The organism is Tritonibacter multivorans (genome assembly GCF_001458415.1).
GTDB classification, from domain to species: Bacteria; Pseudomonadota; Alphaproteobacteria; order Rhodobacterales; family Rhodobacteraceae; genus Epibacterium; species Epibacterium multivorans.
This window is the reverse complement of the sequence record NZ_CYSD01000032.1, coordinates 55585-80959: the sequence shown is the minus strand read 5'-3', so window position 1 is coordinate 80959 and position 25375 is coordinate 55585. Positions and strand designations below refer to the sequence as shown.

The following is a 25375-nucleotide window of genomic DNA, read 5'->3' as shown; positions in this document are numbered from 1 at the left end:
GTGCTGCTCGCGTGCAATACGCCAGCGTGCCTTGTGGCCGCAAAACGGCGGCAAACCGTTCCCGTAAGGGGGATGTTAAACAGTGAGTTGGTGAAACCAAGAAGAGCATTGGGCGCGTTCGGCCGACTGTCATGGCCCTGTGTCCCAAGCGCTGACTTGGAGCGTAGGAATGACTGAATCTGCATGCAGGCCGGGCCTTCGTGAGACCAGTTGCTCGGCCTCTCGGTTGGTTATGCCGGGAAAATTTCGTGATCTTGCACGGCTGCCCTTGTGTCTAAAGCGTTGTTATAGTTCTGAACTCCTCCTGAAGGAGCTGCCGCGCATCGCCCTGTCCACCAATGCGCATGTCGTATTGGATGAGCAGATGGGCTTTTACGAGGCCGTGACGCGCCGCAAACGGCCGGAGCGCTGCATGGCCACAATCGGTCCGCCCTTTTCTGAAGGCGAGCTCTACGTGAGAGGCGATGACAAGCAACAGTTCAATACATTTTTGAACTGGACAGCGCAGCACGGACAATCTGCTCATGCCGATCTGATAGGCCTGCATGGCGGTAACTTTTGTCTGTCAACGGATGTAAAACCACAACCCGATGGAAGGTGGAGCGACTATGTCCAAACGGTCTTCAAGCCATTTGGAATTAGGGCATCCGCCACCGTAAATTTTCCTGTTCCATTTAGGAAGGGCGCGCGGTTGGGTCTTTATTACGCGTTTTTTGGAAGCGAAGAAGATGTGGCGTCGCGTTTTGAATTCGATTTCATTTCTTTGCCATTTGCAATTGTTTGGCTGTTTCGGTTCGGCGTGATTGACGAAGACACTATGCGCCATTGGTTGTTCTTATTGGTGGGCCTGTCCCCGGGTAATCTATTCATGATCCGCGAACTGCTCGCGGCCCCGCGGTACCATGCACAGCTTTTGCCGGGTCGCACCGGTTTGCCCAAGCGCAGCGTTGAGGGGCATTTTCTGCAGTTCTCAGAAATCCTGAACGAAAAATTCCCCAAGGACGCGCACGCAGGGGGCAAAGGCTCCATTCTGTTCGACATCGCCCACCACTACGGGTTCCTGAGCTTCACCGGGCGACCCCATTTTGATGGGAACTAAAGGCCTTATCAGCTTAACGCTCCGGTCCCGACGCAGGGGCCTGTCGCGGGAGCCTCAAGGGGGCGCGGCGCCCTTCCAAGCGTCAAAGACTTTAATGCGTTGATGTACGTTTCTTCTACGCGTCAGCTACCTGACATCTGTCGCCTCCATTGCCAAGGCATCCGACGCTTCATTTCTGGAGCGTATCTTTGGACCCAACGGCAAAGTGTCGAGTGATCAACGCGGGCGTCGCGCTCTGCCTATATGGTTTCGAGATCGCGGTAGCCGATCCCGTAATGGCAGTACCACCAAACCGCCCAAAGCACGACCGCACCGGTGAAGTGGCGTCCCATGACGTCGCTCATCCCCACCGCTTGGCGAGAGCTGAAAATGGGGTCCTTGCCAATAGTTTGCATTCTGCCGAGAGGGGGGTATCGCTGGTATCAACATACCACACCTGCTTGCGCCGGGTGACGGGAAACCCTTTTAAAAGATATGGCCAGCGCTTGTGTTGCGGATGCTTCTTGCTGGTATTCGGTGTCTGATAGATCGGCACCAGTCATATTTTGCGCATCAAAGCCCCGCCAGACCGGCAGCGCAGGACCGCCACACAGAGTGCAGATCCATAAGCCAAGCCCCGGGCGCCGAAAGGGCGCCCGGAGGTGTGTTTACTCTGCGGCGGAGGGCGCCGCTTCTGTGGTTGTCTGGATACCCGATTTCTCACGTTTGATGTCGTTAGAGATCGCTTTGACCAGCGCCACACATTGCAGCACCATCACAACAGAGAAGGGGAAGGCGCCAATGACCATTGCGGTCTGAATGGCCTTGAGACCACCGCCGCCGCCGCCACCGGCGATCAGAAGCGCACCCACAACCGCACCCAGGGCGATGCCCCAGAAATAGATGTGCGGGCGGGCCTTTGGTCCTTCGTCACCTGCGGCATTGATTGTATTCACAATCAGCACAGCCGAGTCCGCTGTGGTGACCAGATAGGTCATCAACAGGATCACGATCACCAGCGACATGACCCAGCCCAGGGTCGCGCCCAGCATATGAACGACCATGGCAAAGATCTTGTCGCCGTCGCCGGTGCCAAAGATCGCGTCTCCTGCGCCCTGGTTCAGTGTCAGGTCAATCGCGGTGCCGCCGGCCCAGGTGAACCAGACAAAACACATCAGCGACGGAACGATCATGGCGCCCAGCACGAATTCGCGAATTGTGCGGCCTTTGGAGATCCGGGCCAGGAACAGGCCAACAAACGGCGCGAATGCCACCCACCAGGCCCAGTAGAACACGGACCACGCGCCCTGCCATCCTTCGAGGTTGGTGGCCACAGAGCCCTCTACACCGTCGGCACGCCATACGGTGAACATCAGCGACGGCAGGGCAATCACATAGTCCCAGATGCCAAGGAACAGCGCCTGCAGACCAAAGAAGGTGGAGCCGAAGATCAGGAAGAAGCTCAGCAAGAAGATGGACAGACCCATGTTCAGGTTCGACAACCATTTGATGCCTTTGCCGACACCGGACAATGCGGAGGCGGTAGAAGCCCCCATAATCGCCAGCAGCGCGACAATGATCCCGGTGGTATTGGCCGTGCCACCGTCATTCATCAGCCCGTCGATGCCAATGCGGGTCAGACCGGCCACAAATTGTTCGACCCCAAAGCCAAGCGTTTGTGCCACGCCCAAAATCGTTGCCACAACGGCCACGATATCGATCAGGTTGCCCAGCGGGCCCGACAGGGTTTTGCCAAACAAAGGCGTCAGCGACGACCGCATTGTCAGCGGCAGGCCGCGACGGTAGCAGAAGAACCCCAGTGCCAGACCAGCGATGGCATAACAGGCCCATGCGCCCAGTCCCCAATGCAGGAAGGACCACTTATAGGCGTATCGGACGTTTTCCGCAGAAGAGCCTTCGACAATGCCCTGGATGACTTCGGGGTTGTTTTGAAAGTGATAGACCGGCTCTGCGACGGCCCAGGTCAGCATGCCAACCCCAATGCCTGCCCCAAACATCATTGAGAACCAGGAGAAGTTGGAGAACTCGGGCGTGTCGGCGTCAACGCCGAGCTTTAGCCGGCCCGCCGCGGGCCAGATCGCCAGCGCAATACAGAGCGTCACAAAAAGCGCCACGATCCAGATGTACCAATAGGCGGTATTGGCCAGGATAAAACTGTTGATCGCATTGAGGATCCGGCCGGCCTGTTCTGGAAACACCACGGCCCAGATCACAAGGATCGCAACGATGAGTTTCGAGTATATGGCCACACTCTTGCTGAAACCGGAGTAGAACCCGGTGTCAGATGTTTCGATGGGTAACTCCATCAGGGGTGGTTTTGTAGACATGTTTACCTCTCTGTCAAAGGTGTTTTTGGGCCTCTTGATGTCTGCGCGTGGTTAAGAAGGGTGGTTTTTGTGTTGCCCTCCTTGTTAAACCTGCGCACGTGCCCCTGTTTCCCAGCCTAGCCCGTTGAAATGGTTTGGCAGTTAGCAACCTTTCTGTCTAAAGTTTCACAAAAAGGAAACATTGGTTTGGCAAAACGCGCAGTCTTAGGCACGCTTGGCGACGTCGATATCCGACTTTTGCGCGTCTTTGTGGTGGTGGCGGAATGCAATGGCATCGCAGCGTCGGAGCTGGAGCTGAACATTGGCAAATCGACCATCTCGCGGCATATCTCGGACCTTGAAAAACGCATCGGGCTTCGGCTCTGTGATCGGGGGCCCTCCGGTTTCAACCTGACCAGCGAAGGGCGGCAAGTGTTGGATCACACGCGCCAACTCCTTCTGCAGATTGACGAATTTCAGTCACAGATCGACAGCATTCAACGCAATCTGAAGGGCACAATTCGGGTTGGGATTTTTGATCAATCCTCCACCAATCCCAATGGCCGCCTGCATCAGGCAATCGCTGAATTCGACGAGATTGCGCCGGACGTTGCCATCAATATTCTGCTGGATTCACCAAGCGCCCTGGAAGCCGGCGTGACCAGCGGCGCCTTGGATCTGGCGGTTGTTCCGAATTATCAGCCCTCCAGCGCGCTCAGATACAGGCCGCTCTATACAGAAAGCATGTGCCTGTATTGTGGGCAGGGCCATCCGCTTTTCGGCCTGTCGGATGCAGAGGTGCAGGACCGTGACGTTGATTTGTCGGCGTATAAATACGCGGGGTACGGGTTCAATTCGCCGAATATGCGCGCAGGCCACAAGCTGCGTGTCAAACGCGCGGCCCAGGTAAAGGATGAAGAAGCGCTGGCCCTGCTGATACAGTCCGGCCGCTATCTGGGCTATCTGGCGGATCATGTGGCAGTCGGGTTAGGCGCAGCGCAGAGTGTCTGGCCGGTCTTGCGCGATCAGACGGCCTATTCGGTCCAATTTGCAGCGGTTGTGCGCAAACGTCCCGAACCGGACCGCAAAACAACCGCCTTTCTGGAGTGCCTGACATCCGCCCATTCACCTGCTGACTGAGCGCTGGCGCAAAAAAATTCATCGCGCCGCGCATTTGGACCGGAGTCGGGAAATTTAATCTTGCTAAAGTTGTCCTTTGTCAGGATGATCTGGTTAAGATTTTATTTACGAACGTTGGCCTCATCGGGTTTTGTGGTGGGTGCGGCGATGTGTTGGGTTTTTGGATAGCCCCTTTTTCCGCCCCGAGTTTTTTATGGATTGAGAAGGCTTTTGAATGCAAATTCAACGAGATTTCTTGTGTGCTGGTCCGGAGAGAGGTGGTGTCCATCCGCCACATGATTTGACCAGGGGTGGAAATTCCAAAGGTCGGATGCTGCCGGAGAGCTTGTTTTCATCTGCGCGCATTATGTACCGGCGTTATTCACATGCAATGGGGCGGAAGGTATCGCCCTTCTCGCTGTATGAAGAAGAGAAAGTAATCTTTGTTCACATCCCGAAAAACGCGGGCACATTTGTGAATAGCATTATCTACCCGTCGATGAGTCCCGAGGAATCGACCAAGATCAATGCGCATCATTCGGTTCAGTATTTGCGCAGGTTGAACAGGAAGACATTCGATGAGCTTCCTAAAATGGCGATCCTGCGGCACCCAGCAGAACGGCTCCGATCCGCGTTCGATTACTTGAAATTCAAATCGCCGTTTGTCCCCGATCGCGCGTTCGCCGACAAGGCGCTGGCGGCCTATCCGGATTTTGAAACCTTCTGTCGAACAGTAGAAGATGACGAGTTCAAAGAGCTGCTGAACTGGCTCCATTTCCAGCCGCAGGTGAGCTTTATCTGTACAGACAGGGGCGAAATCCGGGTTGATGCCCTGACGTCGCTGGAACATCTCGAAACCGGGCTGCGCTGTATTGGGGAACAGTTTGGGTTTGACTGGAGTTTGGTGCAGAGGCCTTCGTCAAAAATTGAGCCGAACGGGTCTGTTCAAGATATCATCGACCGATATTACGCAAGCGATCTTGCGTTGTGGGATGCGGTGGACTGTGCGCCGCAGAAATGTCTGTTTTTTCCCAAACACGCAAGGGCCGCGTGAGGCGCGTCGGTGCTTCACCATCCTTGTCCCGGGCCTTGTCCCGGACCTTGTCCCGGAGGTTGGCCTCGGTTGGTTTCGGAGAGCTTTGGAACTCTAGCAAGTGGAGTGAGCGGTGTATTCACGCAGTCGAAAAATAGTTCTGGTGACCGGTGCACCCCGTTCTGGGACAACCGTTGTTGGGGATCAGCTGGCCTTGGCGAAAGGGACCAGTTCTTTGTATGAACCGATGAACGGGGACAGCGGTGATCGGCAGATCTCGCGGTATTTCGAACGCCCGGGCGTCCAGCCGTTGGACGATGCGGCCTTTGATGGTTTTGTGGATCGGCTTGGGCATCTGAGCCTCAATCTGCGTTCTGGCGTGTTCAAACATGAAACGGGGCTGCGCCGTATTGCAAAAATTGTTTTGGGAGGCCGCAGCCGACACAGTCTTTTGCGGGCGCGTCTGACCCCATTCCTTGAGACGTTGATTTGGAAAGATCCCCTGGCGGCCCTTGCCGCGCGGGCCGCTGTGGAACGCCATGGCATTCCGGTCGTTGTCACCTACAGACCCCCTGAAGCCGTGGTCGCCAGTTATAAACGTTTGAGTTGGCGGTTTCCGGTTCACCAGATGGCGGAAGACCTGTCGGGAGCGGGCCTGAAGGGGGGGGCTCTTCCTGTGCGGGACGCAAAGAATATTGTGGAGGAATCCGCAGCGCTTTGGTCCATGATTTATGCGGAACTCTTGTCTTTGGCGCAGGCGCGGCCGGATCTTGTCACGGTTCTGCATATGGACGCCGTGTTGCGCCAGCCGCGTCAAAGCTATCAATCGTTATTTGCTCGGCTGGGATTAGAGCACGGTGCCAGAGCCGAGCGGGGGCTGGCAAGCCTCGAAGAGCGTCTGGCGCAGAAGTCAAAATCTGACCTGCCATCGGGACACCCGCATTCGCAGGATCGCAATCTGAACGTGGTGAACAGCTATTGGCGGGCACTGCTGTCAGAGGAGGAAGTGGCCAGGATCCGGGCGCGGACGGAGGACGTTCGCATGGGGTATGATCGTTATTTCGAAAGCGGCGGGGCTGCGGCCATTTCAATGGCCACTGCCGAAAAGCTTGCTGAGCCCGCGTGACGAAATACGCCAAAGGTACAACGCGCGCGTCAGCCCATTAGAACCTTTGAAGCAGGTGTTTGTGCGCGTCTTCGCAGCGCGCGCGCAGGTCGTCTGAGAGGCGCGGGTCAAATTGCGGTGCGGTCAGAGGCGTCGCGGCCTTTTCGATCCGGCGCAGATCGGCAGAGCGGGTCGGATCGCCTCCGCCGCCGGACTGGCTTGCAGGGTGGGGCGCGTATTCGTTTTTCAAGGCAGGCGACAGGCCAAGCCAGGTGCCAAGGCGAGCGACACGCGCGTCGGGGTCGGCAAGCAGGGTTTCGACGGCGAGGCCGTACCGGTTTTCGGGCGCAAAGCGGTCCCACAGGGTGTTCAGATGCTCTAGCCGACCTGCATAATACAGCGCTGCGGTCTCTGGGGTTTGCCCTTCGGCGACTCCCGTGCGCGCGCCCAACGCGGTGATTGAGGCAATGGCTGCGGCTGGCGATCGGACAATAAAAACTGCGCGCGCAGAGAAGAAATCTTCGGGCAGGTTATTGTCGAGCCTGTTGTGCAGCAGCTTGTCTGCGAGATAGGGCGCAAAAGGATCAAAGGCACGCCGACGCAGCAAATTCACCAGAAGCTGTCCCGAGCTGGCGGGCGAGTCATAGTTTACATGGGCTTCGCCATATCCCGAGATCGCCGGATGGCTGCATAAAACATTGGTCAGTGCAGTGGTGGCAGCGCGCATATGCGACAAGACAAAAATCGACCTCTTGTAGCGTGCCTGTGGCAGAACGCGGGCCAGATGCTTTGATGAGGCTTTCATTGCACTGTGTAAAACCGCGTTCATCGCTTGCTCCTTCAAATGTTTGATCCGCACAAAGCGTGAGGGTGTGGGCTCACGCGATCAGGCGCTATGGCGCGCTGGAATAAAAAAGGTTCTCGTCAAAAATCCGGACCCGCACACTGCCAAAATCGCCTGTGTCGGTGGGTCCGTTGGCAAGTCTGATTTGCAGAAGGTCACCGGCTGAAACGCCGGGCAGCGTCACGATCCATGGTTCCTCAACCATACCATAAAGGACATGCCGCTGCGCTATTTCTTGGTCATTTTTCCACAGTTGAACCTGTAGCCCGTCCCGGCTGGCGCGCCGTACAGCGATGTCCACTTCGAGGCGGAGGTCACGGGGGTGGCTGACGCGATGCGCCATTACCAGGGTGAGGGGCGTGCCCACTGCCGCGCCAATCAATGTCACGTCTTTTTCGGTCAGTGTGAACGCGGGCGCGTTTTTCGCGCAGAGGTAGGGCCGCCAGGGGGCTTTGGGCCGGTCTTGTCCGGGGCAGGTGATCAGCGGCAACACGCTGGGGCCGCGTTGTAGCCAACGGGTGAACGGATGGTCGCGAGGGGTTGGGTCGCTTAGGGCTTCATCGTCAATAGGGTAGTGAAAATCCACATAGCTGTCTGCCACCAATGGGCTGTCGCCAAGACTAAGGTCGCGCCCGGGCACCAGCGGCGCGGCGTCCTCGGGAACGGTGAGGATGCGAACTGTTGTTTCAGTCGGTCGGGACAAATCACCGGAGGGCAGCTGCCGCAGATGGCCGTGTCGCACCTGTATATCCGGGCGGTTGAGGCGAATTTCGCGTGGTTCGCCCCAGAAGACCAATGTCCGATCATCAAACAGACAGCCATGCAAATAAGGCTGGTTTGCAAAGCTCTCTTCAACCTTTCGCCCGGCAAGCTTGGTCTGGGCGAAAGTGATTGCGCGGCCAACCGGTGTCAGATTGAGCTGCCGGTCGATGACAGCAGAGTATTGGTCGCGGCGGGCATCAAAGGGATACCAAACCGCACGCCGTACATTGGCAAGAGCCATCTTGCAGTAATTGCGCCAGAAATGGTCGGGTGCGTTGCGGTCATCCGCAATCCCGAATTCGGTGATTTCGATTGCAAGTTTCTGCATGGCAGGGTGTCGGCGCAGGACCTCTAAGTGCGCGGGGAGAACCTCTGCCGGGCTGGTATAGGGGTGAAGGGCGATCGCAGAAATGTGGTCGGCGACACCTTGATCGAGCACCGCCCAAATGTAGCCCGCAGCGACCGAATGTGCGGCGCCGGCCAAAAGACGATCCTGTGCGACAGCGCCGGTTTCAGCGATCGCCAGAATATGCGCAGCGTGCAGACGCGCGCGGTCAGGGACGGACAGGTCTTTGGCTGGGCCACTTAGGAAACTGCTGGAGTTGAATTCATTTCCGATCTCGAGGCGAAGCCCGGGAAATTGTTGCGCAACGGCTGCCACATAATCCGCAAAGGCTTTGGTTTGTTCAGGGTCAGCTGCCGTCGCCCCGTTGTTGCGTCGGTTTGAAGACGGGTGCAACGTGAGCGACCCGAGCATGCCTTCCTCGATCAGATCCGAAACGTATCGGCCACTGCGATGGTCAAAACGGTACAGACCATCTTGTTGTTCAATCTCGTGCCAACGGAGCCCATCACGAAGCGACGATTGTGCCAGCGCTCTGACACGGTCCAGCCGCTTGTATTGCGCCCCCGCCTGGAATTGTGAAACCGCGCCCAGTTCCGGGGCAGTCAGGCCATTTGCTGAGGCTGCTGTCATTGGGGCGGCTGCCAGCGCCAAAACCCAAGCGCACACTAAAGACGACTTCAAACGCTTTGCGATCATGATAGGGCCTGAGTTGTTTCATGTCTTGGCGGGAACACTTTTGAACTAAAGCACCGAATCAATACATGCGGGAAGGGACCATTTTTGAAATCCGATAGGCATAGGCGGTGTTTCGCGTGGTTTGACTAAAGAATTGGCGGAATTTGGCGCGCGCCTTTTATTGGTTTTTGTTCATCTGTGCGCATTTGTTCAAAAATAGATACGTAAAAAATACACAATGTTATCGTGATTATTTTGATTGAATTTTCGCGCATCCTAGAATTATTTTTTTTACAATTTAAAGCAACACCTTGTGGCATGCCTTGCGATAGTTTTGCGTTTTGCGGTTCTGACACTATCAAATTATATAGTTGGCGCAGAAGTATGTAAAACTTTATAGATTTTTTAGCCCAATGGGGAGGGTGCGGCAAACGGGTTTTTTGAAGCCCCGATTTGATTTTTTGTCATTGATTGCCGGTTGTTCTTGTTTTTCTTTAGGGTGCCCCAAGGCCCGATCTCGATGGAGAGTTTAAATGGCAGGCGAATTTCTGAATATTGCACTATCTGATGGCGATGATGAATTTGTGGCGTCGAGCGATGCAAGCATCGGACTGACGGATAGCTTGCGGCTGAATGCTGGCGATGGGGATGACGCTATCACGCTGAATGGTGTGTCCGGCGTGGCAAATGGTGAGCTGGGCGATGACTATCTTGCGGGCAATCACGGCAATGACACCCTGCGCGGTGACGAAGGCGCCGACACACTGCTGGGCGGCGGCGGTCGCGACAAATTGTTTGGCGGCGAAGGCAGCGACAGCCTTGCTGGTGGCTCTGGGTTTGACACGCTGATTGGCGGCGACGGTGATGACACCATTATTGGCGGCAGCGAAGACGATGTGCTGTATGGCGACACCAATGTGAACCGGGATGGCACCCAAGGCAGCGACACTTTTGTCTTTGGTACAGACGACGGCAACGACAAGGTTTGGGATTTCTCCTCTGACTTTGACATTTTCCTGATGGCAGGCGGCGCGGACATCGAGATTTCCTACCAGAATGCACATTCTATTGTGACCTTTGGGAACACCGAAATCACTGTCTACCAGGTTCACCTGACGGAAGACGATTTCATCGGTGATTTTGGCGATGTGCTGCTTGTGTGATCTCATCGCGCATAGATAGAGTGGGTTTCATCAGTGGAATCCACAAAAGTGAAAAGCTGCAGCTAGGCGCTGCAGCTTTTTTACTTATAGTTGAAGTGCGGTGCGCGCCGGGTGACTGCAACACGGTGCGGCGGTAGATTTGTTTCTGGCTACTTCGGTTTAGATTTCACATGCAACTGTTATCATCGACACCCCTTGCCGTGCTGGTTTTTGTGCTTGTGATCTATCTTGGCCCCTACCGCGGTCTGCCTTTGGTTTTGGCGATGCTTCCACTCGGGGGGACGGCTGCAATCAATTTGCCGGGTCTTGGCGGGCTCATGATCGCAGAATGCGCCTTGATTGCGCTTTGGGTTTCGGCAGCCCTGTCGACAAATTTCTGGCCCCAGATGTTTGGAACCCTGCGCATTGGCGCGCCTGGGTTTGCGCTGTTTCTGGTCGTGCTCTGGGCGTCGCTTGGGGCCTTTTTCCTGCCCCGAATTTTTGCTTATGGCACGGAGGTCTTTGCCATTATTCGCACCACCGAGGGGGCTGCGATTGAATTGGTGCCTCTCAGGCCCGTTGGCGGAAATATTGGTCAGGCCGTTCGCTTGTTCATGGCCGCCTCTGCTTTTGTGGTGATGGCCACGCTGTTTCGTGAAGGCGGTTCTGTCCGGGGGGTGTTTCTGGCGGTCCTTGGTATGACTGGCCTGCATATCGTGGTCTCGGCCTTGGATCTTTCGTCGACCGTTCTTGGGTTTGATCCGCTTGTGCTTTTGCGCACGGCGACGCTGAATGTGCTGGACAATCAGGTCCTGTTTGGAGTGCGCCGGTTGATTGGGGCTTTTCCGGAGCCTTCGTCCTTTGGGTTGTTTACCATTGGGTTGTTTGGGTTCTGGCTGCGGTATTGGTTTGGGCAACCTGCCGGGCAGGGGCGACTTTGGGCCGGGGGTGTCCTTGTTGTGATCGTTTTGTTGCTGCTGCGGTCTACGTCTTCGGCGGCTTATGTGACCTTTGCGATCTACGGCGGACTGTTTTTGCTCTGGCAACTTCGGGCCGCAGTTCTTGGGCAGCGCGGGATGATGATCTTCCTTGTTGGACTGGCCCTGTGCCCGGCAATTGTCGCGACCGTCGCAGTGGGCTTCACCATGTCCCCGCTGATGGCGGATCTGTTTGATAGCCTGTTGGTTCAAAAAGCGTCGTCACAGTCGGGCGAGGAGCGCCTGTTGTGGAACCTGCAGGCGCTTCAGAACTTTTGGGATTCCTATGGCGTGGGCGCTGGAATCGGCAGCGTGCGGGCGTCCAGCTGGATCATGACCTGTCTGGGCAGTCTTGGGGTGATTGGAACGGGGTTTTATTTGTGGTTTGTTGCGGGGGTGTTGTTGTACCGCCCGCCACAGGTCTGGCAGGGATCTCGGCGCGCCGAAGTCGCCGCCGCATTACAGTCCGGCTGTGCAGCGATCCTGGTTGGTGCGTCGCTGGTCAAACCCTACCCGAACCTGGATCTGCCATTTTTTATTATGGCGGGTCTTTCGGTGGGCTTGCTGCGGTCGTGCTGGCTTGCGCAAGGATCTCGCGGCGCGGGTCAGGTACAGGCTATCGCCAACCCAAAACGCCATCCAGGCGGAACCTTTGCGCAATAGAAAACGCCATCATGGGAATAAGGACCCCAAGCAAAGTCGCGGCGCAGACAATCAGCCCCCATTGGTCGACCCCAAGCTTTAGCAACACAATCCGGGTCCCGGCAGTCACCAATATATGGACCACAAAGATCGGCATAGTCTGCTGACCGATCCTGAGAATGAATGCATTGATGCGACTGTCTGCGCGGCTCTTCGCCAGCGCCAGATGACTAAGCGCAAAGATGAGAATGGGACCGGCCACCAACATCGGAAGATAAGGTAGGCCAAAGGCCGGGTAACCGCTGAAATTCTGGCCTGTTTCGCGGATGGCAGCGAGAAGCGTAATGCCCGCAGCCAGCGATGCCAGCGTGAGGATCCCTGGCGTCAAAACCTGTTCAAGGCGCGCGACCGGGCAACGGGCCGCCGCAAGAAAAAGCCCCACAAAGCGCAGTTCCTGCGGAACCAGCTCTGCATAGGCTGCGGCAATCAGGATTGCGGCCAGACCCCAGATGAGGACATTTGAAAATGGCGACAGGAGGCGCAGCAGCACCATTGCCCCGCCCAGATAATAGAGAAACCACATCACCGACGGCGGTTTCCATAAGATGCTGAGCGGATTGTAATGGGCCAAGGCCACATTGGTATGGGCGCTCATTGCGAAATGAATGGTCAGAAGCAGAAAGCTCCACAGCAGATAGGGCCAAAGGATCCGTTGGCCTAACGTGCGCAGCACGTCGGACCAGCGGCGCGTTTGAATGCGCGCGGCGAGCAGCCCGGACAGCAGAAAAAACAGTGCCATATGCGTGCTGTAGATGACGACAAGTAAAACCAGCCAGGGTTGGCTAAGCCCGCCTGCAGATTTCGCCCCGACAAGCGCGTGGCCCAGGACAACAAGAACCATTGCCAACCCTCTGGCGTGATCAAGCCGATGGTCACGCGTGCCAGCGGTTGATGCAGGTTGCGTCAAGGGGGCAGATTGTTGTTTCAGAGGCCAAATTGGCTGCGACTTCTGTGTCATCCAAATCCCCTGTTAGCGGGTTAAAATCTCTGGTTTCAGCACCTGGAACCGAACCGCCAGCAAGACCGTGATCGCGCCCAGAAGAACCGCGAGGGCTGCATTGACCGTCAACATTGCAGAGCCAAGATTGAACTGGAAACTGAGAGCAAACAGAACGGCCGAATAGCAGGCAACCAGACCAAGCGCCGTGGTCCCGTCCCGCAGCGCGGGGCCAATATCAAGCTGACCCCAGCGCGCAATCACAAACAAGGCAAACGGGATACTGAACAGTTGGACCATTGTTGTGGCGGTGGCCATCGCATTGAGGCCAAAGGGGGCGAAGGCAGGAATAACAACGACCATCAGAGCTGCGACAACCAGATTGTAAGCCATGCCCGTTGCATTGCGGTGCAATGCGGAGAACACCGGGCCGATGAGATTGTGCCCAACACTGAAAGCAGAGCGCAAAGCCATCATCACAATGGCGAAGGTTGCTGCGCTGAATTCGGGCCGGAACAAGGCGGTCACCAGCTGATCTCCCAGCACGACGATCGTCATTGCGACGCCTCCGACCAATACGATAGAGGCGGCAAAGAATTGCGCCAGAATGGCCGAGATATCCTTCCCCTGCCGGGAGGCGCGCCCGAATTTCTTCAGCGCAAACGCGTTGAGCGGCTGTGTCACCAGACTTGAGGCGGCAAAGGCCAGCCGATTAGCAAATCTGTAAAGGCCTGCTTCTGCGGTGGACAAGAACCAGGCGAGCATCAGATCAGCGCCAAAATTGGACACGAACTTCAAAGAAGCAGAGCCATAAAGCCCCCAAGCAAACCGCGCCGCCCGACGTGCCAATTGGACGTCGAACCGCAATCGTGGTCCCGTGGGCATCACCCAACACATGGAGAAAAGGCACAAGGCTATTCTTGCAGCGCGATACAAGACCAAGGCGAGGACGGAGGGCCAGATCATCAATGTGGCTGCACCCAGAGCCAGCGCGCCCAGATTGGAAAACCCGATACACAGAAAGTAGGGCTTCATTTTCCCGTGGCGGGTCAGAACGGCTGTGCACCATCCGATCATCGCACCAAAGGGTTGCAGTATGGCCAGAAGCTGCAGGACAAGGGTGAGCTGTGGGGCGTCAAATGCCTGTGCAATCAAAGCCGCATTGACGCCAATCAAAGCGCCGCCAACAGCGCCAATTGACACCATAATCCAAAAGACCGTGGGCAGCAGACGGTCTTCGTCTTCGTCGGCGTTGATCACATAGTGGAAGAAGCCGGTGTACGTCAGCATCACAACGAATTCGGCAAAAACCACTGCCAGCGTGTAGACGCCGTATTCCGCGGCCGAAAGGGTCGCTGCGGCAAGCAAGGTCATCATCAGGGCCGCAAACTGCTGCGAGCCCAGGCCCAATACCGAAATCACGGCCATGGACCCTGCCTTGGGATCTTTTCCACCTTGGTCGTCTGGCGTCGTGTCCGAAGACGGAGGAGCTTTACTCATGGATCCAAACCTATTTGGATGTGTGTCGCGGGGCAAAAGGGCGCGGAGCGTGCGATTTCATGCCCATCACACGCCTGATGGAGCCTGCGGTATTGCGATTGTCAGAATTGGCGGTCCGGTTTGGTTGGTGGCGCATCTTCTGGCCAGACCGTCATTTCAATGGTCACCGTCAGGGTGTCGCCGGGCAGGACTGGCAGCAACAGGTCTTTTTGGGCGCCGGCCTCAATTGTGATGTGGCGGTCCGGGCGCAGGCTATGGAGCGAAATCCTCAAGGCTGCGTTCTCGGTGCTCATGACCGAAGACTGGGAAAGCAGCGCGAGCCGCGCTGTGGCCCGGTCCAAACGCAAGCTGGCAGATTCCATCTGCAGCAATGTTGCCTGCACACCTTCCAAAGCGTCACGTTCCTGATTTGCCAGATAGCGCGCTTTGTCACGGCGGGCCTCACTTAGAATTCTGGCGGTCGAAATCTTGGTGGATTCCAGTTCCAGTTCTGTTGCGCGCGCCGTGGCGGCGCGCTGTTCGGCGTTTGACATGGTTGTCGAGGTCTGCAGACCGCGTTCCTGTAAGGACCGGGCTTTTTCCAGAAGGCCCTGGGTGGTTGCGACCACTTCCTGCTGCACCGCCATCCGCTGGTCAAAAAGGCGCAGCTGTTCATCCAATGTGGTGATCTCTCTGTTCCAGTGTCCCAGAAGCTCTTCGGTATTGGCGCGTGCGTTGGTCAGGATTGCTTTTTCATTGGCCAGAAGCGCATCGATTGGTGCGTCCGATGGGCGCGGAATTGCTGCAAGCAGATCGGAAGAGAGCGTCAGTTCCGTGCCGTTCAGCTCTGCTTGGTAGCGTGCGAGCCGCGCGGCATGCCCTGCGATTTCAAGATTGATCAACCGCAGTTCTTCCGACAGCTGAATGCGTTGCTGCTGCAATACGGTTTGGCTCAGTCCGCCTCCCTGCACGCCTCCCGACATTGCGAGCGCGGCCCCGACGGTCATGCCGGGGAAATATGTCAGCGCGCCGGGCGCACCGACGTCACCGACGACCACCACCGGCGCATAGTCTTCCAAAATCAACGACACGCGCGGGTCGACAAAAAGCCCGGTTTTGTCCATCGTGTCCGAAATTGCACGCTCGGCCTCGTCCAGGGTCATGCCGCTGATGTGGATGCCCCCGATCTCTTCCAGACGCAGCTCTCCATCGGCATCCAGTTTCATAGAACGTGCCTGTGCCAAAGCAGAATGGCGCACCTCGAGGCGGTCGCCCGCGATCAGTCGATAGGGGTCCGCCGAAACCGAAACCGGGCTTAGGAGCGCCAAGAAGGTCAGGGCAATGGTCCTGATACGGACACGTGCCAACTGGGCCCCGCGGTGGGGGTGGGCACGGTGAAGACCTGATCTCTGGTCCGGTTTCATTATGCGTGCCTCCGTGATTTTGCCTGCGTGAGCGCGCCGACAGCGACAAGTTCAGATCTGAGTTTTTGGGCAGCTTTGGCCCAGGTGTAATCGGCGGCCCGTTTGCGACCTGCGTCCCGCAGGCGCTGCGCAAAGGCCTCGTTGGCAGAGAGTTCTTCCATCGCGCCGCGCCAGCCAGCCTGGTCTTGGGGCGCAAGCAAATAGGCTGCGCCGCTGCAGACTTCGGGAACCGCGCCTCCGGTGGAGGCAACTACTGGGCAGCCGCAGGTCATCGCTTCGATCGGGGGCAGGCCAAACCCTTCCGTAAGCGACGGAAACAGCAGCCCGCGCGCGGAGTCATAAAGGGCGCGCAGTTCCGCATCGCTGACCCGGCCCAGAAGTTTGACACCTGCGCTGTTCTGAATTCCGGCCTTGGCAAAAACCGTGCTGTCGCCGCCGCCTGCGATCACCAAAGGCAGACTGCGATCCCCCAAGGATTGCGCAGCTGTGATGATCGTGGGGAGGTTCTTGTGAGGTGCAAGCGAGCCGATCGCCAAAAGGAACCCATCGGGCACGAGCTTGTGGCGTTGTAAAATCGATTGATCCGGTGTGATGCGTAAAATGTGATCTGCGCCATTGGGAACCACTGCAATCTTATCGGCCGGAGCAACCCGAAAGCGGACCAATTCTTTACGGGAATGTTCGGAGACGGTCAGGATCCGTTTCGCCACCCGGCCGAGGGTCGGCTGTGCGGTTTTGTACCAACTGCGAAACCGTGCCGAATAGCTGTCGGGTTGAGAAAAAACCTGCGCATCGTGGATCATCACCATTTGTCTTCGGTGAAAAAGGGGACCCACATTGCACAGGTTCAGCAACCAGGCGTTTGGCGCGAGACCCATAGGCAGCGCAAATTGCTCCCACGCGGCGCCTTTTAGTTTCGAGTGCAGGATTTCACTGTTTTCAAACAGGGCTGAAGGAGCCCCCGGAGCCAAGGAAATTGGCCCAGATGGTCGCAGAATCCGCAGGCTATTGCCGTCACGTTCGAAGAGTTCGGAAAGTGCCGCTGTCAGTTCCACTGCGACGCGATCAACACCCGTCAGCGGTCGCGATAAAAAACGTGCATTAACTGAAACTTCCATTTTGGAAACCACCTGACATGGGAAATGAAAACACCATTAAAAATACCCTGTCCACTCTGGCTGAAGGGGCGTTGAAAGTTGCGTATCGTGCGTCAGTAGAATTTTAGACAACCATAACATGAGCGCAACTTAAGGAGTCAAATCAAAAGCGCTTGCCGGACGTTGTGACGGCGCGCGTCTGTGCAAAACATAGTCTTTCAGCACGAAGCGGTCAAAACACTGTAACCTCAAGCTGCGCGCCAACTGAGCCGCGCGTGCGTGTTTTGCAATCTAAAAGGGCGTTTGCGGTTTGGGTGTTTTTGGATGTCCATAAAATATTTGCAGCCGCAGAAAGTTTTGTGATCTGATGTTGGTATAATTAAATTAAAAGAATCGAAGTGTCTTTTGTTTTTACGGTAAAAGGGGGATTTTTCACGTGCATGAAAAATCGTTTTCGACTGCGTCTGTTTATCCGGTGATTCTTTGTGGCGGGTCTGGCACCCGGCTTTGGCCCGTTTCCAGAGAGAGCTATCCAAAACAATTTGCCCAGCTGTCTGGCAGCGAATCTTTGTTCCAATCCACATTATTGCGCATGTCTCAGGCCGCGCAGTACAAGCCTCCGCTGGTGGTTTCGAACTGTGATTTCCGTTTTATCGTCACCCAGCAGCTGGATGCGATCGGCATCGAGGCCGAAGCTGTCCTCGTAGAACCCGAAGGACGCAACACGGCACCGGCTGTCCTTGCGGCCGCGCTGTTCCTGCACGCAAAAGATCCCGATGCAATCATGCTGGTCGCGCCGTCGGACCATAAACTGCCGGATGTTTCCTGTTTCAACGAGGCGGTTGCAAAGGGCCTCGGCGCACTGGATGGCGGAACGCTTGTTACGTTCGGGGTTGAACCAGACCGTCCGGAAACCGGCTATGGTTACCTTGAAGTCGACACGGCCAAAGAGGCCAACGCGGCGCTGGCCCTGAAACGATTTGTCGAAAAGCCGAATGCGGAAGCAGCAAGCAAGATGCTGATGCAGGACAACTATCTGTGGAACGCAGGGATCTTCCTGTTCAAGGTGAAAGACATCATCGCAGCCTTTGAAACCTGTGCGGGTGCTATGATTGAGCCGGTGCAACAAGCCGTCACAGAAGCGCAAGCGGATCTTGGTTTTCTGCGTCTTGCCCCAGAGCCTTGGGCGCAGGCCGAGAACATTTCTATCGACTATGCCGTGATGGAAAAATGGTCCTCTTTGGCGGTTGTTCCACTCAAGACTCATTGGAATGACCTTGGCGATTGGAATGCCATTTTGCGCGAAGCAACACGCGACGGCGAGGCGGACAGCAACGGCGTGGTGACCTCTGCGCGGGCGACTGCGATTGATTGCGAAAACACAATGCTGCGCTCTGACAGCGAGGCGCTTGAAGTTGTTGGCATCGGCCTGACGGATGTGATCGCGGTTGCCATGAATGATGCCGTTCTCGTCGCCTCCAAAGACCGGGCGCAGGATGTGAAGCTTGCGGTTACCGAGTTGAAGGAACGTAAAATCAAACAGGCCACCGAGTTTCCAAAGGATCACCGCCCCTGGGGCTGGTTCGAAAGCCTTGTGGTGGGGGATCGCTTTCAGGTGAAACGCATTCTGGTCCACCCCGGTGCATCCCTCAGCCTGCAAAGCCACTTTCACCGATCTGAACATTGGATTGTTGTGGAAGGCACCGCGCAGGTCACCGTGGATGATGAGGTCAAACTCGTGACGGAGAACGAAAGCATCTATGTCCCTTTGGGTGCGGTGCACAGAATGGAAAACCCCGGCAAAGTGCCCATGGTTCTGATCGAAGTGCAAACCGGAACCTATGTGGGGGAAGATGACATCATTCGCTACGAAGATGTGTATGCCCGCGACAAGGTGTAGCTGGAATGACATTTCGGACCATGCGACGTCTTTACATCAACGGCCGCTTTCTGGGTGGAGCGCCCACGGCCGTGAATATGGTTGCGCGCGATCTGTCCTTGGCCCTGTGCCGGGCAGAGAGCGATTGGGACGTTCGTCTGGTTGTGCCTTCTGCGCAGATGCAGGCGGCGGCGGGCCTTGGCGTCGCCTATCAGGTTCTGGGACGCCATGACGGCATCCGCTGGGAGCAGACAGAGCTGCCCAAGCTGTCCGGCAAAGGGGTCGTGGCGGGTTTTTTCAACACGGTTCCGGTCTTGGGCCGGGGGTATGTAACGCTGCTGCACGACGCCCATGTTTACACCACGCCACAGAGCTATTCACGGGCAACGGTTCTGTGGCGACGGCTGCTGTTGCATCGGGCGGCGGCAGTGGGGAATTTTATCCTTACCCCGTCGGTGTATTCACGGGATCAGCTGCTTGCGCAGAAGGTTGGTGACAAAGATCAATACGGCGTCGCCTGCAACGGTATTTCACCCCTGCCGGCAAAGATTGACCGGGATTTCCCGCGCCGGCTGGGGCTGAGCTGCAAGGACTATGCTCTCGGGGTCGGTAACCTGATGCCGCATAAGAACATGGACTTTTTGTTCAAGGTCTTTGCGCAGCAAACGCTTTCTGAGGTCCCATTGGTCTTGTTCGGCAATACCACTCGGGAGGATTTTGAGCAGGCAGGCTTTGTGTTGCCAAAGAATATAGTTTTTGCGGGGCGGGTGAGCGACGCCGAGCGTGCCGGGCTTTATGAAAACGCGTTGGCAACTCTTGTGCCTTCGCTTGAGGAAGGGTTTGGGCTTCCGGCGTTGGAGGCGATGCAGGCGGGGTCTGTTCCGATTGTTGCCAAACGGGGGGCGCTGCCCGAGGTGGTTGGAAACGCAGGGATTGTGCTGCCGGTCGATCGCCCTGCGGTGTGGAGCGACGCGCTATTGCGGCTGCGCGCCGAACCAGAACTGCGACATCATCTTGAGGAAGCCGGACAAGCGCGGGCGGCCACCCAGACATGGGAAGCTGCCGCACAGAGTGTTCTGGGGCATCTCGAGGTTTGGTTTCATCGCAAAACTCAGTCCGCTTCTGCTGTCGAGGCTGCCTTTGAGCAGTCGCGCACTGGGGCGGAGCAAGCAAAGGGAAGACTTTCGTGAAAGACATCGGCGACAGTGCAACAACAGACACGCGACGCGTGGCCCTTATTCACTATTGGCTTGTCGGGATGCGCGGCGGCGAGAAGGTGCTGGAAAGCCTGTGCCGGATGTTTCCCAACGCGGACATCTATACCCATGTGGTCGATCCGAGCAATCTGTCGGCCACATTGACAAAACATAAAATCGTCGAGAGCCGCATTGGCCGTCTGCCCTTTGCCAAGCGCATGTATCAAAAGTATCTGCCCCTGATGCCACGGGCCCTGGAGGAGCTGGATCTGTCGGAATATGATCTTGTGATCTCTTCTGAGGCGGGGCCTGCCAAAGGCATTATTGCGCCCCCAAACGCACCGCATCTTTGCTACTGCCATTCCCCCATGCGGTATCTTTGGGATCAATACCATGTGTATCGCGGAGGGGCGGGGCATCTGACCAAGCTAATGATGCCGCAACTGACACATCGGCTTCGCCAATGGGACGTGACAAGCGCGGCCCGCGTGGATGGATTTGTTGCCAATTCAAATTTCGTCGCAAAACGGATCGAAAAATACTGGCGCAGAGGGGCTGATGTTGTGCATCCGCCGGTCGCCATTGACCAGTTCACGCCAGCAGAGGCGGACGATATTGGGGACTATTATTTGTGGGTTGGCGAGCTTGCCCCGTATAAACGGCCAGATCTTGCGATCGAGGCGTTTGCGAAGCTGGGCAGGAAGCTCGAAATTATTGGTGGGCCAAGTTCTGAAGTCGAGCGTTTGCGCCCGCTGGCAGGCCCAAATACGCGTTTTCTGGGCAAGGCATCCTGGGACGTGCTGTGCGAAAAAATGGCCCGCTGCAAAGCGTTGATTTTTCCGGGCGAAGAAGACTTTGGAATCGTACCCGTGGAGGCCATGGCAGCCGGCCGTCCTGTGCTTGCTTATGGCAGCGGAGGTATCCTGGATACGGTGATCGATGCAAAGACGGGCCTGTTCTTTGAGGAGCAGACCGTCGACGCGCTGATCGATTGTGTGGAGCGTTTTGAGGCCTCAGGTCTGGGAGAGAATGGCGCGCAGGATTGCGTTGCCCAAGCAAGGAAGTTCAGCGAGTCGCATTTTCAGGACGGCATTCGGCGCAGTCTTGAAAAAATCACCGCTTAGCGCCCCCAGAACAGCACATGTTCCCCGTGTTGAGGCCTGTTTCCAGACCGGTTTGGCGAAAAAACGATGAGCAATCGAAGGTTGTGAATTTGCCACAAATTCCATCGGTGGCGTATATATGCAAGTTGTTAAGCTGTTTTAAAGATGGGTTAAATTTATGCCGTAAATGCCTATAATTTTTGGCCGAATGAGGCGATTAAACTCGGCTCGAAGTTATGAGTTAAGTTATTGTAAATAAATGAAAAAGGGGAGGCCTCCGTTTCCTTGAGGAAATGGGGTGCAAACCTACCACAATCCTGCCACAAATCAGAAGTCGTATAGCCGCATCTTTAGTGTCCTTCCTTGGCTGGAGACACTCTTTGGTTGATTTCTGAGGTGAACGATGTCCGATAAAACGCTCCTTCCTGATGATCCTGTAGGGTCCTTCCTACAGATCGAGTTGGCCGGCACGAAAGACCCGAATACTTCAGGCGCTTGGTTCTATGACCGCCCGTCGCTCTCTACCATGTCGATAGACGTTGAAAGCGTCTGGGAAGATTACAGTGGCGAAGGTGTGACGGTTGGTGTGATGGATACGTTTATCCAAAGCACCCACCGCGATCTGATCGCCAATTATGACAGCAGTCTGGATATTGACCTAGCCACTGGCGAGGAAGACCTCGACTGGGAAACTTATACCTATTTGTCCAACCATGGTACTGCGGTGGCAGGTGTGATCGCCGCTGAAAAAGACAATGGCTTTGACACCATGGGGATCGCGCATGGGGCGACAATCACCAGCTATGCCATGGACCTTTCTGCCGAGGATGTGCGCTCTATTGTGACGCGCGGGTTCTATATGGCCGATCAGGTCGATGTCCTCAACAACAGCTGGAATTTCACCGATCCCTTTTCCGATGTGCTGAGACCCGGCAACGACGAACACGACAGTCTTTTCCATGCGGTCAGCGAGGGCCGCGACGGGCTGGGGACAATTGTTGTTTTCGCGGCAGGTAACGAGGGCGCCACAGAGTCCTCAAACTATCACGGTTTCCAGAACTCGCCCTATGCCATTACGGTTGGCTCCGTCGACATTGACGGCAACGCCTCTGATTTTTCCTCGCTGGGTGCGAACTTGCTGCTGACAGCGGCTGGCGAAGATATTTTGTCGTCGTCTGCAAAAAAGGGCAGCTACGATCGCTTCACCGGCACCTCATTTTCGGCACCTATGGTGTCTGCTGCGGCGGCGCTGGTCCTGGAGGCAAACCCGGCGCTTGGTTTTCGCGACGTACAGGAGATCTTTGCCCTCTCGGCGCGTGCCGACAAGCTGGGGATGGCGGCCCATGATTTTGGCATGGGTTGGGTGATAAACAGCGCGGGCAACTTCAATGGCGGGGGGATGCACTTCTCAGACTCCTTTGGCTATGGCTATCTAAATGTCCATGATGCCGTGCGGCTTGCGGAAACCTGGGACAAGCAGCAAACAACGGACAACCTTGCCGTGGGGACCGAGAAGGTTTCGTTCAGCGATCTGACATTGACCGCCGGAGAAACCGATCAGCTGCAAGTGCAGTTCGAGTTCAAAGAAAACATTGAAATGGAGGCCGCACAGCTGGAACTGCGTTTGAGCTGGTATCATTCCAATGATCTGGAAGTGTACCTGACCAGCCCGGAAGGCACAGTGAGCCAGCTCGTCTATGACTTTGAAGCCGAAGGTTTCGGTGGCTCGATTGCGAATTTCCCCTTCTCGACCCGTGCGATCATGGGCGAGAACGCGCAGGGAATTTGGACGGTGGATATTATCAACCGAAACCCAAATGCATTGCTGCGCGATGAAAGTGGTCCCATGACCGCGGATCTCAAGTCGTTGACCTTTACCGCTTATGGCAATGACCCTGAAGTAGACGACAGCTATTTCTACAGCGACAGTTTCTTGTCGGATCTCTATTCCGAAGAGGAGCGCGATCAGCGACGGACTGTCAGCGACAGCGATGGCGGCGTCGATACACTGAATTTGGCAATGGTGACAGCGGATGTGCGCGTCGATCTCTCTGGTCAGCAGCAAAGCAGTATTGGCGACGAAACTCTGATCATTGCGGATGGCAGTATCGAGAACGCCTTTGGGGGCGACGGGAATGATATGTTGGCGGGATCGGCGGCCAACAACGAGCTGCACGGTGGCAGAGGCGACGATGTCTTGCTGGCAACCGGCGGCGATGACGTTCTGATCGGCGGGGCCGGGGAAGACCGTGTTGTGCTGGATGGGGCCTTCGCGGGCGTAAGCGGCATTCAATTCCTGAGCACCGGCCTGCTGCAATTTGCCTGGCTGGGGCAAAACGGGGGTGGCCTGATCTCGGCCTTGGACGTTGAGTGGTTTGAATTTACGGATGCGAACCTGAGCTGGGACGATCTGCTTGCTGAGGCACCCTCACAGCCAGACGCGCCTGTCGAGCCGGAGCCGACTGATCCCGAACCAACTGATCCTGAGCCGGTTGAGCCTGACCCAACGGAACCGGAGCCGACAGAGCCAGAACCGACCGACCCAGAGCCGACAGAGCCGGATCCCGAACCGGTTGAGCCAGAGCCGACAGAGCCCCCCGCGACGGGCGGCGCGCAATTTGTTGGTGGCCAAGGCGCGGACAAACTGGTTGGTGGCAATTTCGATGACACCCTTGAAGGGCTGGCTGGCAATGACACCCTGCGCGGCGACGATGGGAATGATGCCATCTATGGGGGCGAAGGCGACGACAAACTGTTTGGCGACAACGGCAACGACTCGCTGTTTGGCGGCGACGGCGCGGACCTGTTGAATGGCGGGTCGGGGTATAACCTTCTTGAGGGCGGCATTGGCAATGACAGGCTGGTCGCAGGTACCCAAGAGGACACGCTGATTGGCGGAGAGGGCGACGACATCCTTGTGTCAAAGGGGACGTCCAATGTGCTTGATGGGGGCGCGGGTGCTGATCGTTATGTGTTGCATGACGACAGCGAAGATGAGCTGCACCTGATTTATGAAACAGGGGTGATTGATCGCATCGTTAATTTTGACGAACAGGCCGACAGTCTGGTTCTCGATCTTGGCGGCTATGACGCGTCGGCTCTGACCTTTGAGGAGGTCAAGAATGGCAGCTACCTCAGCATCGACCTGGGCGATGGAACCCTTGATCGTTTTGCGTTCCTTGCGCAGACCGAAATTGAAACGCTGTCTGACATCACGCTCTTTAACTGACGCCAGCCGCTTACCCCTGTTTCGCCATTTCTAGAATGCGCATTGGGGTGGCGCGCCCAAGGAGAATATCGCGCACAGCGATCCAATTTCCTCGGGCGCGCTGCGCGCGGTCAATCCAAGGTTCTGGCCGCCACATTTTCACGTGGTTGGCCAGAACATTTCGCAGCACCAAACGAGCAGAGAACCGCCAGGGCAGCGAGCCTTTGCGGCTCAGGTAGATTGGGTTCACAACCTGACTGTATCCCAGCATATGTCCGCTGGTTTCGCGCCCGGCTTTCGTGCCGCAATGCACACCAGAAAACGCATTGGTCCGTAGCTTTTCGCCTGGCAGGCGGGCGGCGAAGTCCACATCTTCTTGCCAGCCATAGAGCGGGAGGCTTTCGTCAAAGCGCAGGGTCCCAATCGCACGGGTGCGATAGGCCATATTGCAACCGTAGAGCCCCACCAAATTGTGTTCGAGCACCTCAAAATCGGCTTGTTCTTGTTGCGTGGCCTTTTCGTGCTCCGCAAGAAGGGCTGCAGCCTCGGGAACCGAGAGCCCTTGTGAGTGAATACCATCCGCCAGCAGCAATCCGGTGATCCCATTTGCCTGTGGGAAGCTTTCAAACGCGCTGACGATCCCCGCCAGTGCATGGCCTGCAGGCAGATAGTCATCGTCAATGAAGACCACGATGTCCGTGGTGTCCAAGACGGCCTCAAGCCCGCAGTTGCGCTGTCGTGGCAAACCCTTAGGTGAATAGAGAATTTCGGCGTCCGGAAGATGTTCCAGCAAGGTGTCTTCGGGGGGAAGGTCCTCTGGTTTGGTGACAACAAACAGCACCCGGTCAGGCGCGCATGTTTGCCGTGCAATCCATGGCAAAAGGTCGCGCAGGCAGTCTGGGCGACCGACGGAGCAAATGATCAATGCAACTGAGGTCATTT

18 protein-coding genes and 1 pseudogene are annotated in these 25375 nt (G+C 56.5%); 10 read left to right on the top strand and 9 right to left on the bottom strand.

The window, feature by feature from the left end:
* Positions 1 to 169 precede the first annotated feature (169 nt).
* Positions 170 to 1099 (top strand): hypothetical protein, encoded by a 930-nt coding sequence (locus tag TRM7557_RS19870; RefSeq protein WP_131727549.1) that lies wholly within the window; start codon positions 170 to 172, stop codon positions 1097 to 1099.
* Positions 1100 to 1224: 125 nt separating this feature from the next.
* On the opposite strand, the pseudogene TRM7557_RS20280 reads toward TRM7557_RS19870, so the two are convergent.
* Positions 1225 to 1443, bottom strand: a pseudogene (locus tag TRM7557_RS20280) (IS6 family transposase); the annotation flags it as partial.
* 303 nt (positions 1444 to 1746) lie between these two features.
* On the bottom strand, positions 1747 to 3426 hold the full coding sequence (locus TRM7557_RS10070) for a BCCT family transporter (RefSeq protein ID WP_058290097.1): 1680 nt from the start codon (positions 3424 to 3426) through the stop codon (positions 1747 to 1749).
* A 186-nt stretch (positions 3427 to 3612) separates the two neighbouring features.
* Between TRM7557_RS10070 and TRM7557_RS10065 the strand changes: the two genes are divergently transcribed.
* The 3 genes from TRM7557_RS10065 (at position 3613) to TRM7557_RS10055 (ending at position 6683) form a co-directional block, all read left to right on the top strand.
* Positions 3613 to 4545 (top strand): LysR family transcriptional regulator, encoded by a 933-nt coding sequence (locus TRM7557_RS10065; RefSeq protein WP_058290096.1) that lies wholly within the window; start codon positions 3613 to 3615, stop codon positions 4543 to 4545.
* Positions 4546 to 4759: 214 nt separating this feature from the next.
* On the top strand, positions 4760 to 5578 hold the full coding sequence (locus TRM7557_RS10060; protein WP_110590867.1) for a sulfotransferase family 2 domain-containing protein: 819 nt from the start codon (positions 4760 to 4762) through the stop codon (positions 5576 to 5578).
* 226 nt (positions 5579 to 5804) lie between these two features.
* Positions 5805 to 6683 carry a hypothetical protein gene (locus TRM7557_RS10055; protein WP_165592452.1) on the top strand — a complete coding sequence of 293 codons (879 nt, stop codon included), beginning with the start codon at positions 5805 to 5807 and terminating at the stop codon, positions 6681 to 6683.
* A 37-nt stretch (positions 6684 to 6720) separates the two neighbouring features.
* On the opposite strand, the gene TRM7557_RS10050 is transcribed toward TRM7557_RS10055, so the two are convergent.
* Complete coding sequence (locus TRM7557_RS10050) at positions 6721 to 7491, bottom strand: sulfotransferase family protein (protein ID WP_074942165.1); 771 nt, start codon at positions 7489 to 7491, stop codon at positions 6721 to 6723.
* A gap of 64 nt (positions 7492 to 7555) precedes the next feature.
* Positions 7556 to 9244 (bottom strand): hypothetical protein, encoded by a 1689-nt coding sequence (locus TRM7557_RS10045; RefSeq protein ID WP_074942163.1) that lies wholly within the window; start codon positions 9242 to 9244, stop codon positions 7556 to 7558.
* 578 nt (positions 9245 to 9822) lie between these two features.
* Between TRM7557_RS10045 and TRM7557_RS10040 the strand changes: the two genes are divergently transcribed.
* Positions 9823 to 10452 (top strand): calcium-binding protein, encoded by a 630-nt coding sequence (locus TRM7557_RS10040; RefSeq protein ID WP_058290091.1) that lies wholly within the window; start codon positions 9823 to 9825, stop codon positions 10450 to 10452.
* Positions 10453 to 10622: 170 nt separating this feature from the next.
* Positions 10623 to 12071 (top strand): hypothetical protein, encoded by a 1449-nt coding sequence (locus TRM7557_RS10035; RefSeq protein ID WP_131727547.1) that lies wholly within the window; start codon positions 10623 to 10625, stop codon positions 12069 to 12071.
* On the opposite strand, the gene TRM7557_RS10030 is transcribed toward TRM7557_RS10035, so the two are convergent.
* The 4 genes from TRM7557_RS10030 to TRM7557_RS10015 all read right to left on the bottom strand — a co-directional run bounded on the left by TRM7557_RS10030 (position 12025) and on the right by TRM7557_RS10015 (position 16759).
* Complete coding sequence (locus TRM7557_RS10030) at positions 12025 to 13068, bottom strand: acyltransferase family protein (RefSeq protein ID WP_082626588.1); 1044 nt, start codon at positions 13066 to 13068, stop codon at positions 12025 to 12027. The two genes, TRM7557_RS10035 and TRM7557_RS10030, sit on opposite strands and share 47 nt — an antisense overlap.
* A 12-nt stretch (positions 13069 to 13080) precedes the next feature.
* Positions 13081 to 14547: an oligosaccharide flippase family protein gene (locus TRM7557_RS10025; protein WP_074942162.1), complete on the bottom strand. Its 1467-nt coding sequence runs from the start codon at positions 14545 to 14547 to the stop codon at positions 13081 to 13083.
* Positions 14548 to 14648: 101 nt separating this feature from the next.
* Positions 14649 to 15893, bottom strand: a complete 1245-nt coding sequence (locus TRM7557_RS10020; protein WP_074942160.1) for a polysaccharide biosynthesis/export family protein — start codon at positions 15891 to 15893, stop codon at positions 14649 to 14651.
* Positions 15894 to 15949: 56 nt separating this feature from the next.
* Positions 15950 to 16759, bottom strand: coding sequence for a glycosyltransferase family 4 protein (locus tag TRM7557_RS10015; RefSeq protein ID WP_413081158.1), 810 nt, complete (start codon positions 16757 to 16759; stop codon positions 15950 to 15952).
* A gap of 724 nt (positions 16760 to 17483) precedes the next feature.
* On the opposite strand from TRM7557_RS10015, the gene TRM7557_RS10010 reads away from it, so the two are divergent.
* From TRM7557_RS10010 to TRM7557_RS09995, 4 genes are all read left to right on the top strand, one after another.
* A complete protein-coding gene (locus tag TRM7557_RS10010; protein WP_058290085.1) occupies positions 17484 to 18947 on the top strand; it encodes a mannose-1-phosphate guanylyltransferase/mannose-6-phosphate isomerase in 1464 nt (487 codons plus the stop codon).
* A 5-nt stretch (positions 18948 to 18952) separates the two neighbouring features.
* Positions 18953 to 20116, top strand: coding sequence for a glycosyltransferase family 4 protein (locus TRM7557_RS10005; protein WP_058290084.1), 1164 nt, complete (start codon positions 18953 to 18955; stop codon positions 20114 to 20116).
* Complete coding sequence (locus TRM7557_RS10000; protein WP_058290083.1) at positions 20113 to 21246, top strand: glycosyltransferase; 1134 nt, start codon at positions 20113 to 20115, stop codon at positions 21244 to 21246. Before TRM7557_RS10005 ends, TRM7557_RS10000 begins: the two co-directional genes overlap by 4 nt.
* A gap of 382 nt (positions 21247 to 21628) precedes the next feature.
* Entirely contained in the window at positions 21629 to 24454 is a 2826-nt protein-coding gene (locus tag TRM7557_RS09995; protein WP_082626586.1) for a S8 family serine peptidase, read from the top strand.
* A 10-nt stretch (positions 24455 to 24464) separates the two neighbouring features.
* Here the strand turns inward: TRM7557_RS09995 and TRM7557_RS09990 are convergent, their stop codons facing one another.
* Positions 24465 to 25373 carry a glycosyltransferase family 2 protein gene (locus TRM7557_RS09990; protein WP_058290081.1) on the bottom strand — a complete coding sequence of 303 codons (909 nt, stop codon included), beginning with the start codon at positions 25371 to 25373 and terminating at the stop codon, positions 24465 to 24467.
* Positions 25374 to 25375 lie beyond the last annotated feature (2 nt).

Coding starts and splice junctions, on each gene's coding strand:
- TRM7557_RS19870 (WP_131727549.1), top strand. CDS start 170: ATGACTGAATCTGCATGCAGGCCGGGCCTTCGTGAGACCAGTTGCTCG.
- TRM7557_RS10070 (WP_058290097.1), bottom strand. CDS start 3,426: ATGTCTACAAAACCACCCCTGATGGAGTTACCCATCGAAACATCTGAC.
- TRM7557_RS10060 (WP_110590867.1), top strand. CDS start 4,760: ATGCAAATTCAACGAGATTTCTTGTGTGCTGGTCCGGAGAGAGGTGGT.
- TRM7557_RS10055 (WP_165592452.1), top strand. CDS start 5,805: ATGAACGGGGACAGCGGTGATCGGCAGATCTCGCGGTATTTCGAACGC.
- TRM7557_RS10050 (WP_074942165.1), bottom strand. CDS start 7,491: ATGAACGCGGTTTTACACAGTGCAATGAAAGCCTCATCAAAGCATCTG.
- TRM7557_RS10045 (WP_074942163.1), bottom strand. CDS start 9,244: ATGACAGCAGCCTCAGCAAATGGCCTGACTGCCCCGGAACTGGGCGCG.
- TRM7557_RS10040 (WP_058290091.1), top strand. CDS start 9,823: ATGGCAGGCGAATTTCTGAATATTGCACTATCTGATGGCGATGATGAA.
- TRM7557_RS10035 (WP_131727547.1), top strand. CDS start 10,623: ATGCAACTGTTATCATCGACACCCCTTGCCGTGCTGGTTTTTGTGCTT.
- TRM7557_RS10030 (WP_082626588.1), bottom strand. CDS start 13,068: ATGACACAGAAGTCGCAGCCAATTTGGCCTCTGAAACAACAATCTGCC.
- TRM7557_RS10025 (WP_074942162.1), bottom strand. CDS start 14,547: ATGAGTAAAGCTCCTCCGTCTTCGGACACGACGCCAGACGACCAAGGT.
- TRM7557_RS10015 (WP_413081158.1), bottom strand. CDS start 16,759: ATGGTGATGATCCACGATGCGCAGGTTTTTTCTCAACCCGACAGCTAT.
- TRM7557_RS10005 (WP_058290084.1), top strand. CDS start 18,953: ATGACATTTCGGACCATGCGACGTCTTTACATCAACGGCCGCTTTCTG.
- TRM7557_RS09995 (WP_082626586.1), top strand. CDS start 21,629: ATGTCCGATAAAACGCTCCTTCCTGATGATCCTGTAGGGTCCTTCCTA.
- TRM7557_RS09990 (WP_058290081.1), bottom strand. CDS start 25,373: ATGACCTCAGTTGCATTGATCATTTGCTCCGTCGGTCGCCCAGACTGC.